At 68.0% G+C, this 8,611-nt stretch carries 20 protein-coding genes; 7 read left to right on the top strand and 13 right to left on the bottom strand.

Features of this window, described 5'->3' with window-relative positions:
* Positions 1-68: 68 nt before the first annotated feature.
* The 5 genes from ACZ3YL_RS00445 (at position 69) to ACZ3YL_RS00425 (ending at position 1,565) form a co-directional block, all read left to right on the top strand.
* Positions 69-326 carry a hypothetical protein gene (locus tag ACZ3YL_RS00445; RefSeq protein ID WP_465654346.1) on the top strand — a complete coding sequence of 86 codons (258 nt, stop codon included), beginning with the start codon at positions 69-71 and terminating at the stop codon, positions 324-326.
* 32 nt (positions 327-358) lie between these two features.
* The gene (locus ACZ3YL_RS00440) at positions 359-766 is read left to right on the top strand and encodes a hypothetical protein (RefSeq protein ID WP_465654344.1); all 408 of its coding nucleotides are present in this window, start codon (positions 359-361) and stop codon (positions 764-766) included.
* Positions 759-899, top strand: coding sequence for a hypothetical protein (locus ACZ3YL_RS00435; RefSeq protein WP_465654343.1), 141 nt, complete (start codon positions 759-761; stop codon positions 897-899). The genes ACZ3YL_RS00440 and ACZ3YL_RS00435 overlap by 8 nt, the downstream gene beginning before the upstream one ends.
* A gap of 18 nt (positions 900-917) precedes the next feature.
* Positions 918-1,121 carry a hypothetical protein gene (locus ACZ3YL_RS00430; RefSeq protein ID WP_465654341.1) on the top strand — a complete coding sequence of 68 codons (204 nt, stop codon included), beginning with the start codon at positions 918-920 and terminating at the stop codon, positions 1,119-1,121.
* A 153-nt stretch (positions 1,122-1,274) separates the two neighbouring features.
* On the top strand, positions 1,275-1,565 hold the full coding sequence (locus tag ACZ3YL_RS00425) for a hypothetical protein (RefSeq protein WP_465654339.1): 291 nt from the start codon (positions 1,275-1,277) through the stop codon (positions 1,563-1,565).
* Positions 1,566-1,847: 282 nt separating this feature from the next.
* Here ACZ3YL_RS00425 and ACZ3YL_RS00420 read toward each other — a convergent pair whose 3' ends face one another.
* Together ACZ3YL_RS00420 and ACZ3YL_RS00415 are read right to left on the bottom strand one after the other, a co-directional pair.
* The gene (locus ACZ3YL_RS00420) at positions 1,848-2,039 is read right to left on the bottom strand and encodes a hypothetical protein (protein WP_465654337.1); all 192 of its coding nucleotides are present in this window, start codon (positions 2,037-2,039) and stop codon (positions 1,848-1,850) included.
* Between the two features lie 300 nt (positions 2,040-2,339).
* Positions 2,340-3,068, bottom strand: a complete 729-nt coding sequence (locus ACZ3YL_RS00415) for a hypothetical protein (protein ID WP_465654335.1) — start codon at positions 3,066-3,068, stop codon at positions 2,340-2,342.
* 151 nt (positions 3,069-3,219) lie between these two features.
* Between ACZ3YL_RS00415 and ACZ3YL_RS00410 the strand changes: the two genes are divergently transcribed.
* A complete protein-coding gene (locus ACZ3YL_RS00410; protein ID WP_465654333.1) occupies positions 3,220-4,104 on the top strand; it encodes a PIN domain-containing protein in 885 nt (294 codons plus the stop codon).
* Between the two features lie 128 nt (positions 4,105-4,232).
* Here ACZ3YL_RS00410 and ACZ3YL_RS00405 read toward each other — a convergent pair whose 3' ends face one another.
* Positions 4,233-4,790, bottom strand: a complete 558-nt coding sequence (locus ACZ3YL_RS00405) for a GIY-YIG nuclease family protein (RefSeq protein WP_465654332.1) — start codon at positions 4,788-4,790, stop codon at positions 4,233-4,235.
* Between the two features lie 70 nt (positions 4,791-4,860).
* Entirely contained in the window at positions 4,861-5,154 is a 294-nt protein-coding gene (locus ACZ3YL_RS00400) for a hypothetical protein (protein ID WP_465654330.1), read from the bottom strand.
* Between the two features lie 118 nt (positions 5,155-5,272).
* Here ACZ3YL_RS00400 and ACZ3YL_RS00395 point away from each other — a divergent pair, with 118 nt between their 5' ends.
* Positions 5,273-5,614, top strand: coding sequence for a hypothetical protein (locus ACZ3YL_RS00395; RefSeq protein ID WP_465654328.1), 342 nt, complete (start codon positions 5,273-5,275; stop codon positions 5,612-5,614).
* A gap of 16 nt (positions 5,615-5,630) precedes the next feature.
* On the opposite strand, the gene ACZ3YL_RS00390 is transcribed toward ACZ3YL_RS00395, so the two are convergent.
* The 9 genes from ACZ3YL_RS00390 to ACZ3YL_RS00350 all read right to left on the bottom strand — a co-directional run bounded on the left by ACZ3YL_RS00390 (position 5,631) and on the right by ACZ3YL_RS00350 (position 8,571).
* A complete protein-coding gene (locus ACZ3YL_RS00390; RefSeq protein ID WP_465654326.1) occupies positions 5,631-6,050 on the bottom strand; it encodes a DUF6221 family protein in 420 nt (139 codons plus the stop codon).
* Positions 6,051-6,062: 12 nt separating this feature from the next.
* Positions 6,063-6,329, bottom strand: a complete 267-nt coding sequence (locus tag ACZ3YL_RS00385; protein WP_465654324.1) for a hypothetical protein — start codon at positions 6,327-6,329, stop codon at positions 6,063-6,065.
* Between the two features lie 221 nt (positions 6,330-6,550).
* Positions 6,551-6,745 (bottom strand): hypothetical protein, encoded by a 195-nt coding sequence (locus ACZ3YL_RS00380; RefSeq protein ID WP_465654322.1) that lies wholly within the window; start codon positions 6,743-6,745, stop codon positions 6,551-6,553.
* On the bottom strand, positions 6,742-7,248 hold the full coding sequence (locus ACZ3YL_RS00375; protein ID WP_465654320.1) for a hypothetical protein: 507 nt from the start codon (positions 7,246-7,248) through the stop codon (positions 6,742-6,744). Before ACZ3YL_RS00375 ends, ACZ3YL_RS00380 begins: the two co-directional genes overlap by 4 nt.
* Positions 7,245-7,466, bottom strand: coding sequence for a hypothetical protein (locus ACZ3YL_RS00370; RefSeq protein WP_465654318.1), 222 nt, complete (start codon positions 7,464-7,466; stop codon positions 7,245-7,247). The genes ACZ3YL_RS00375 and ACZ3YL_RS00370 overlap by 4 nt, the downstream gene beginning before the upstream one ends.
* Positions 7,466-7,756 carry a hypothetical protein gene (locus ACZ3YL_RS00365; protein ID WP_465654316.1) on the bottom strand — a complete coding sequence of 97 codons (291 nt, stop codon included), beginning with the start codon at positions 7,754-7,756 and terminating at the stop codon, positions 7,466-7,468. The genes ACZ3YL_RS00370 and ACZ3YL_RS00365 overlap by 1 nt, the downstream gene beginning before the upstream one ends.
* Positions 7,757-7,769: 13 nt before the next feature.
* The gene (locus ACZ3YL_RS00360) at positions 7,770-8,213 is read right to left on the bottom strand and encodes a hypothetical protein (RefSeq protein WP_465654314.1); all 444 of its coding nucleotides are present in this window, start codon (positions 8,211-8,213) and stop codon (positions 7,770-7,772) included.
* On the bottom strand, positions 8,210-8,350 hold the full coding sequence (locus tag ACZ3YL_RS00355) for a hypothetical protein (RefSeq protein ID WP_465654312.1): 141 nt from the start codon (positions 8,348-8,350) through the stop codon (positions 8,210-8,212). The genes ACZ3YL_RS00360 and ACZ3YL_RS00355 overlap by 4 nt, the downstream gene beginning before the upstream one ends.
* A complete protein-coding gene (locus tag ACZ3YL_RS00350) occupies positions 8,347-8,571 on the bottom strand; it encodes a hypothetical protein (RefSeq protein WP_465654310.1) in 225 nt (74 codons plus the stop codon). Before ACZ3YL_RS00350 ends, ACZ3YL_RS00355 begins: the two co-directional genes overlap by 4 nt.
* Between the last annotated feature and the right edge of the window lie 40 nt (positions 8,572-8,611).

The raw sequence follows: 8,611 nt of genomic DNA, 5'->3' as shown, positions 1-8,611 counted from the left end.
ACCCCGACGGGCCGATCCTCTACAGGAACTGCCTCGGCTCCAGTCAACCCCCGGCCATCCGCCTCGACATGACGTTCGCCCGTTGGCTCCACGCCCATGTCACCCGGCGTGACCACCGCACGAATCCGATCACGTTCCTCGCGCAGCACATGTTCCGGCCCTGCTCGCGCACCCGGAAGACGCCGGCCGACGTCACCTGGTCCAGCCCCGACGAGCTCCACCTGCTGCTCCACGGCGCCAGCGACCGGTGCGGCTGGCAGTGCCAGTACATCGAGCAGGCTGCCGCCGCGTACGCGGTCTACGACGACACCCGCCGCCCAGCCTGAACACCCAGCCCAAGACCGCCCGAAGGAGAACCATGAACGCCTACTGGCCGCCGACCACCGAACAGACCAAGCTCATCAACGCCGTGCTGCGCACCATCCAAGCCGACCACTACAGCCGCGAGGACAACCCGCACTGGGACGCCGAACGCGAGTACTCCGCCGAGCAACTGGCCCTCGCCGCACGCGAGCTGGTGCGGGCGGTCGGAGCTCTGCCGGAGGGCGACCGGCCGATCGGGTGGAACGAGCCCACCACCGAAGACGCCGCGGCCCTCCAGGCGGAACTCCGTCGGCTTCAGGCCGTCGAGCGCGCCGCCTACGCGTACGCCGGCGAGCTCGACGACTTCTGCTCCCCGCACGGGGTGTCGACGGGGTACGCCAAGGAGCTTCGGGAGCGGCTGAAGAACGCCGCGGCGCCGCAGCCGGAGGTGTCTCGTGCCTGACTTCGCCTATACCGACGCCGAAGAAGAGGGCCTGGAGTTCGACGGCGCCGACGAGCCGTTCGATCACGACGGCTGCTACCAGCCCCACGTTCGTGGAGGCGAGTACGTCGACTGCGGCGGCCGCCCACTCTGACCAGCCAAGGAGGAAACCGTGTTCAACGCAGGCGACAAGGTCTACATCAAGACCTGTCAGGACGACCCCCGCGCCGCCGGGCGCACCGGCTACATCGTCGACGGGAAGCCTCCCGGCCCGCTCACCCAGGGCCGGTGGACCGTCAATGGGATCGGCTTCTTCATAGGCCCAGTCCTGTGCCCCGCCCACGAGCTGAAGCTGATCCAGCCCGCCCGCGCCTGATGTCCCGAGTCGACACCGCGCTCGGCGCCCTGTTCGCCACGTACACCTTGACGGGGTCGCCGTCGACTTTGGCGCGCCGACTACGGCGTGCCCTCTGATGAAGTTCGGCTCCATCGGCGATCCTGGCGATCTCACCACGGAGGATATGACCGCATGACCAACCCCCGGTTGACCCAGCAAGAACACATCGAGCTCGGCTGCGTCCTGGCCGGCATCCAGGATGAGATCCTGCGCCGGAGGGTCCGGCTCCTGAATGCGTACCCGAGGACCGGGCCGGAAGCTGTCCCCGCCGCCAAGCTCAAAGTAGCGATCCAGGCGCTTCGCGAGGCTCGGGACGAGCTTGAGAACGCGGTGTTCCGCGAGCACCCGGCCACGGCGTCGACCGGTGATTACTTCCCCGGCGAGGAGGACCGTGCGGTGATCGTTTCGCCGCGCAGGTCGTAGCTCCGATCTCACCAAGTGCCTGGTCAGGGGCTTGTCTCTGGTCGAGGATGAGCTCCAACTCGTCCTGCTGGTTCCTACCCGGTTGATATAAATTACGCGTTGAACGGCTAAGCTCTGGGTGTCGCGTGATAAACCCAGGTCATCCAAAACCGGGTCTGGCACGGCGGCAACGGCCCCTGACATCGGGTCGTAAGCAGCACGAAGGGCCGCCCAGCCTGCCAGCGAGAACGGCCCCTCGGCTTCCGCGAGAGCCCGACCTCGGTCGGGCTCTTTGCCGTCCGGCTACATCAGGCCGACCTCATGAGCCAGGACGCCTGCCGTGACGCCGGTGAGGGCGAGCGTCGCCCCCACCAACACCCAGGTGGACCGGCAAGTCCTCCTGGTCACCACGGCCAGCTGCCTGGTCTCGTAGGTCAGATCCTGTGTCGCCGCGACGAGTTGGTCGCGGTGCCCCTCTTGGACAGGCTCGTCCATGACGGGCTCCCTCCCTAGTGCGTTGGCCGGATCATCCTGGCCGACGCCCGCCAGCCAACGGCCCGGGCGCCGACGCGGATCATCCCGCCGGGGAAGGGGCCTTGAGTCTATAGCGCCTGCAGGTCTTACCTTCCGTCAGATCGGTTGCCTCGCGTTGCTTCCGCGTTGCCTCTTGTTGCTACGGGCAGCTGTCCGCTGGCTACCAGGCCGATTCCTTCGACGAATCGAGCCGGGCGCAGCGTCCGGCGCGAGGCCGCCTGCCTTCGATTCGCCGGCCGCGGGAGCGGCGGTTGTCTGCCGTCAGCCGCGCTGGATCCGACGCAGGTCATCCAGTGTTAGCTCACATGCCCGCTCTGCGGCCTTGCTCGTTGCCCACGCGAGCAGCCCCGCGTCCGGCTTCTCGTCATACCGGCGTTCAAGCGGCGCCGTGTCCTCACCGTCCGTCTCGATCAGCTTCCGCAAGTACGACGCCAGAGCCGTCGGTCCGCCGCCGCTGTATCCGACGCTGTAGCCACCGTGGCGTCCCACCGGCAGGATCACGAGCAGCCCCGTGGTGGTCCGGATCCAGAAGTTCGTGGCCTCGTCGATGATGAACGACGCGAAGTGGTCGTCGGGGCGCAGGGCGGCCGGAGCCAGGGTGTAGTACGTCCACTGGTCGATGTTTCCGCTGACGGTTCGGTGGTGGTCCGCGACGACGGGCAGGCCGTACTCCGGGTCGTATGAGGTCTGGAAGCAGACGCAGCCGTCTCCGCCCACGGCGGACGGGCTTTCCCGGTCCTCATAGACGCAGGGGTGGAACAGGTTGGGGATCTTCCTGTCGTCGACGAGCAGGGTGTGCAGCGAGTTCGGCTCGCACTTCCGCAGGCGGTCCAGCCACTCGTTGACCCGTTGCGTGGGCCGCTCGAACGACATCACCTCGTGAAGGCCGCTGCTCACGATTCCGTGCTGGGGCTCTGCGTACAGGACGAAGTGGGACCAGCCCTTGCTGGGGCTGTACGTGACCTGCAGGTCGTGCTGGGTGCGGCTCAACTGGTCTCTCCCGTGGGTGTCTGACTCATCGCGCAGCGTGTTGGCGACCACGTCACCGTGCCCAGGTACCAGGACTTCAAAGCCGCTTCTCGGCCAACCTGGTGTCCGTTCCCACGTTCGTTCGTCAGTGGTCCCTGGCATCATCCGGAGGATGCTCATCACTCCCCGCCCCGGCACCAACCGCGACAACCTGCTCCAGGCCCTTCGCAAGACCCGCGACGACGTCCAGAACCTCTACACGTCCAGGCCACACGACACCGTCGAGGCGGTTCTTGCCTACCTGGAGTGGGCCAACGACGCCGTCGGACAACTCGCCGGCCAGATCAGCGACCGCGACCTCACTCGGCTCATCCTGACCAGCCGATACGAGCAGATCCTCAACAACGTTGCCGTGATGACTGCTCCGACCACCGTCAGGTTCGCAAACGGGCTGCTCAACCTCGAACTCCACCAGCGTACCGACGACTTCAACGCCGCAGTCCAGACCCTCGAAGCGGCCATTAACCGACGTCGGCAGGCCGGAGTGGACATCGTCTTCGACACCGGCGTGTTCATCCACCACCCCGAGAAGTTCGAAGCCCTGGACTTCCGCGCCCTGACCGGGGTGTATGAGGACACGGTGAACCTCGTCCTGCCCATGGTTGTTATCGACGAGCTGGACAATCTGAAGCAGCACAGTAAGCAGCAGGTCAGATGGCGAGCCAGCCACAGCCTGGCCGTGATAGACCGGCTCTTCGCCTCCGGTCAGCAGCCGTTCACGACGTTCCGAGAGCGGGATCTTTCAGGAACGGACTCGGGGGCTCTACCGAAGCCGAAGGTGACGGTCGAGCTTCTCCTCGACCCGCCGGGCCACGTGCGACTCCCGATAGCCGACGACGAGATCGTCGACCGGGCGCTGGCCCTGCAGGCACTCGCCGCTGCTCCCGTCACGCTGTTCACCTACGACACCGGCCAGTCGATGCGGGCGCGGAACGCCGGCCTCATGGTCAAGAAGCTGAAGCAGCAGGATGAGGGCGAGCCGAAGGTGAAGCCCTGAAACGAGGGCTGGCGCCCTGTCGCACTTGGGAAGCGGCAGGGCGCAGCGTGGCCAGGCGGCCACGAAGGCCGCCCTCGGGGCCCGGGCGGGGTTGGATGCCCGGGTTGACCCCCCTCGTGGCGAGGAACCTACGCCTGCGGAACGGGGGAGTCCAGATGTTGCGCAGCGGAATCCCGGGCCGCCCGTTCCCCAGGCTGAAGCTGACAGTCCCGCCACACCGCGAACCACCGGCGCCACTCCCGATACTGCGCGGCCCGGTCGAACCATACGCCTGGCTCCGGCAGCGGAGGACACTCCGCTGGCAGCGGCGCGGCCCACTCCCGATTCGCCGCCGGCCGCTCCGCCCGGATCGCCTGGCGTTCGACGCGGATCGCGTCGTTACCGCCGCAATCCAGCCACTCGACCGTCGTCCGGGACGGATCCACGTCCTGCCACCACGGCGTCGACTTGCGATGCTCCTTGAAGCGCCGCTCCGGCTCGGTACTGAGCCCGATGTACAGCAGCAGCCCGTTCTGCTCGTACAGCCGGTACAGGCCGGTGGGTCCGCTCCAGAACACCTCGTTGCGGGCCGCGACGCGTGTTTCCCAGCAAGGCTTGCAGCGGGCGCCGGGCCAGCGGCCGGGGGAGTGCTGCCCGCATTCGCGGCATGGGCCTGGCGGGCCGCTGCCGATGTCGGCGGAGTCCATGGGTGCACCATCTCACCGGCCGCTGACAACCGGGCCGGGTGCGGCCGGCGCCGCACCCGGCCCGGTGGCTCTACTCAGGATGATCGGGAATCTGATGCCACCCGTAGACCGCTGCGCCTTCACGCAGCCATGCCGTCGTGAAGTCCCTGAACAAGTCCATGGGCCGCTCGCCATCTGGGAGCCCGAGGACCGCGAGGAGTCGGCCGCCGGTCGTGGCGCCGGTGTCGCAGTGGCGGCACAGGTGGAGGTCGAATCCGTCGCCGAGTGTGACGTGTGCGGTGTATGCGACCACGCGGCCGCATTTGGGGCAGTCGTCAGTGCCGGGTGTGACGGTCACGGTGGGATGGGGTGCAGGGTCGGGCATGAGGATCCTCCCTGGTGGGGGTGGCCAGGATCCGCCCGCGATCTTCCGGAGTCAAGGGTTCCGACATGGGTGATCCCGGTTGCGCGACTCGAACAGGCATTCGACTAGCCTGGGTCGCATGAGCACGACCCTCCACCCCACCTGGTGCGACCCCGCCCACTGCACCGTCCCCGGCACCCAACCCAGTCTCGGAGCTCGCGGCGGCGCTCACCGCTCGAAGGCGGTCCCGCTGAACTTGGAGACCGAAGCCCGCGGGGAACAGGGCTGGGTCTACGCCGGCCTCTCCCAGTCCGCGAAGCCCCGTGCCGGCGTCTACTTGAAATGGATCATCAACGGGGAGATCGTCGGCCACCAGCCCATCAACCAGGCCGAACCTCTCGCCTGGCTCATCGCTGACGCCCTCGCCAACCTCCGAGGCGACGACCAACCCATCGAGCACAGCAAAACGCCCGGCCAGTAGACCGGGCGCTCCTTGATCAGACGTCGGGTGCCCATTCGGGCCGGTAGTTGGGGTGGTCGCGGTAGATCGCGGCGAGGCGCCGGACGACGTGCGAGCGGGCGTCGGCCATCTCCGCGCCGCCGTAGTCGAGGTCGTCGAGGATGCGCCGCTTGGCGTCGACCTCGGCCACCACCCGCGACGGGTCCCACCGTTCAATGTGCGCCCACTCGGCCCGGTCGTTGGCGACGAGGACGGTCGGACTGTCGCTCGCACGGTACTCGGATCCCGGGGATTCGTGGGACTCGCGCTGGAACGGGATGATCTGCATCCACCGACGGCTGCGTACCGGTTCGGCGCGCCACACCTGGGGGGCGAAACCGCCACAGCTGATGATGCGCGCGTGCTGTTCGTCCTCGTCGAGGCGGGCGTGGAGGAAGGCGATCAGGTCGTCGGTCATTGGTGCGCTCCCTTACTTACCGGAGGACGCCAGGGTGTTGGGTTCCAGATGGAACAGGAGGACGGCGAACTTGTCGCGCTGCACCTCGTTTGCGAAGGCGATCTGCGCGTAATGGACCAGATCCTGGCGGGTATCGCCCTCGTACTGGGTGATCACGCCTTCGAGCGTACGCATCTCCGACCGGTCGCTGGTTGTCCAGGTGGCGGTGATCATCCAGTGCCAGTCGGCAATTGGCTCGGGGTCGTCGGGCAGTCGGGAAGCACGGCTGGTGTCGGTCACGGACTGATCCTCTCGTAGTACGACCACTGCGTCACTCGAACGCGGCGGTCCCAACGGTCAACGGCTGGAATTGGGTTCGGGGCTGCGGCTCAGGTTGGGGCCAGTGGATGCTGATGCCGTTGCCGCGTTCGACGATGACGGGCTCGGGCGGGGTGGGGAGCATTCCGGTCTTCTGTGCACTGTGGGGTGGTCGGTTCAGCGGGGGCGGCACGTCCGGGCGCCTACAAGAGGTAGGGCTCGCAGGCGAGCAGGTCATGTCCGCGTCGCGCGTACCAGCCGGCGAGCGCAGCGGCGACGACGTCTCGGACCTCCTGGACGACGTCGTCCGCGTACATCTGCTGGCCGGCCACCTCGGGGAGGTGGTCGCAGTCGAGGACGGTGACGGTCACCTCGACGTGACGGATCTCGCCGCTCACTGTTCCTCCTCTCCGAAGATCGACCGGAGACCATCGAACAGCTTTCCCGGCCGAACGCCTGGACCTGGGCCATCCGGGTTTCCCCACAACAGCATGTTCTCCGCCGCCAGATCAGCGGCCTGCCACACCTGACGCAGCTCCTCCGGCATCGCCGCGAGATACGCCGCCTTCGCAGCCAGGAGTTCGTCCAGTGAGGCTGATCCAGGCGCGCCCTTGGGGTCGTCGGGTCGTGCCCACTCCGGATGTGCTGCGGCCCACTCGGCTGCGTGCTTCTCGCAGGCCGGCACAGCCCAGATCGACCAGCCGTCCGGGGCCCATCCGGCGAACCCCGTAGTCGGCTCCGCCGGACACCAAGCGCAGCGGTCGTGATGGCCGAGCCCGCACCTGGTATCGGCCAGCCAGTACCCGCTCGACGGAGACATCCCGCCATACGAGCAGTTCTCGTGCCCGTTCAGACACTCCCCGACCGCCGCATCCCACCCGGACTGCATCGACTCGCTCACGATGATTCCTCCGTCCAGCCGTAGCCCTCCGCGAGCAGCCGGACTCGGCGCTCCACTTGCTTGTCCCGGCCGTAACCGCAGGAATCGCCACGTCGGCTGTCGTCGCAGCAGTCGCCGTCGTTGTGCGTCCACACCGGGCCGTCGGGCTCGGCGGCTGCCCGCGCGAGCTGTTCCACACGGTCCAACTCCGCCAGCAGCCACGCCGCGATGTCACTCATCAGCGCGGGGCCGCGCTGCGGGCTGCGATCAGCTCTGCGAAGGCGCGCGCTGACTCGTGAGCTGCGGGGTCCGGAAGGTGCCCGGTCGCGATGATCGACGCGTCCGTGATGCTCAGATCGAAGCGACACTGCGCCGGTCCGCCTGGCCACGCCGCCTCTTCGATCTTTGCTCCGGCCCGGCCTTGTACCTGGTAGACGCACCCGTCCTGGCGGATCGTGACATGCAGGACGCCGTCCTCGTCGGTTCGCGCCGAGATGTCGATCGGTTGGGCGTTGTCGTCGTCGGTCATGCGGTTCTCCTGGTCAGCGGGCGGCGATGAGGGCGGCGATGGCGATCCAGCCCTTGTGCCAGGACTGGTCGAGCAGGTAGCCGGCTTGGGGGTCTCGCTGGACCCAGGTGCCGCTGCCGGTGGCGTGGGCGAGGCGGACAATGCCGCGGGGGTGCCCGTCGCGCCAGTGGCCGCCTTGCCGGTCGGCGATGTAGTGCGTCACAGCCGAGACGGCGAGCGCCGCGGCGGTGGGCCCGGGTCGGAGACGCAGGCCGAGCAGGCGGGACCCGCCGATGAGGGCAACCGCTTGGGTGGCGGCGTACGCCCCGACATGTGCCGCGCACGCGCGGATACCCGCCGGTCCGGACCGGCCCTTGTTGGCGGCTTGGGCGTCCGTCTGGACCCAATGATCAGCAATTTCGTGCGATGCGGTGAGGAGAGCGTAGGCGGCGGCGAAGCGGGCGGTGCGGCTGGTCAACTGGTCCTCCTGGGCTGGTAGTCGGCGAGGTCGCGGATGTGGCGGGGCGGTGGGAGGGGTTCCCACTGGTCGGGGTCGAGCCCGTCGAGCAGGGCCTCCTCCTCCCAGCCGTCCCACCCGTCGTCGGGGCAGGTCACGCGTTGACCTCGTTGCGGCGCCGGATCGCGTATTCGGCTGCGTCCGTCAAGGCGGCGGCCAGTTCGAATACCTGCTCGGCTTTCAGGACCATCACGTAGCCTTCGGCGCCGAGTGGGGCATTGGGGTCGATGTGGATGTACACGTCTCCGGTGCCGTTGCAGACCTCGGGGCCGTACAGGACCCGCCCGTTGAGGCAGGTTTCCTTGGCGTAGTCGGACATGGGGTCCTCCGCGTGGTCGGCTGGGGGTGGGTCGTCGGGG

This window comes from Kitasatospora sp. NPDC023176 (assembly GCF_055560495.1).
Note: the sequence above shows the minus strand (reverse complement) of the source record. Positions and strands in the feature narration are given on the sequence as shown.

Bases quoted from the DNA above. Each gene is read 5' to 3' on its own strand.
- ACZ3YL_RS00445 (WP_465654346.1), top strand. From the start codon at position 69: ATGACGTTCGCCCGTTGGCTCCACGCCCATGTCACCCGGCGTGACCAC.
- ACZ3YL_RS00440 (WP_465654344.1), top strand. From the start codon at position 359: ATGAACGCCTACTGGCCGCCGACCACCGAACAGACCAAGCTCATCAAC.
- ACZ3YL_RS00425 (WP_465654339.1), top strand. From the start codon at position 1,275: ATGACCAACCCCCGGTTGACCCAGCAAGAACACATCGAGCTCGGCTGC.
- ACZ3YL_RS00420 (WP_465654337.1), bottom strand. From the start codon at position 2,039: ATGGACGAGCCTGTCCAAGAGGGGCACCGCGACCAACTCGTCGCGGCG.
- ACZ3YL_RS00410 (WP_465654333.1), top strand. From the start codon at position 3,220: ATGCTCATCACTCCCCGCCCCGGCACCAACCGCGACAACCTGCTCCAG.
- ACZ3YL_RS00405 (WP_465654332.1), bottom strand. From the start codon at position 4,790: ATGGACTCCGCCGACATCGGCAGCGGCCCGCCAGGCCCATGCCGCGAA.
- ACZ3YL_RS00400 (WP_465654330.1), bottom strand. From the start codon at position 5,154: ATGCCCGACCCTGCACCCCATCCCACCGTGACCGTCACACCCGGCACT.
- ACZ3YL_RS00395 (WP_465654328.1), top strand. From the start codon at position 5,273: ATGAGCACGACCCTCCACCCCACCTGGTGCGACCCCGCCCACTGCACC.
- ACZ3YL_RS00390 (WP_465654326.1), bottom strand. From the start codon at position 6,050: ATGACCGACGACCTGATCGCCTTCCTCCACGCCCGCCTCGACGAGGAC.
- ACZ3YL_RS00370 (WP_465654318.1), bottom strand. From the start codon at position 7,466: ATGAGTGACATCGCGGCGTGGCTGCTGGCGGAGTTGGACCGTGTGGAA.
- ACZ3YL_RS00365 (WP_465654316.1), bottom strand. From the start codon at position 7,756: ATGACCGACGACGACAACGCCCAACCGATCGACATCTCGGCGCGAACC.
- ACZ3YL_RS00350 (WP_465654310.1), bottom strand. From the start codon at position 8,571: ATGTCCGACTACGCCAAGGAAACCTGCCTCAACGGGCGGGTCCTGTAC.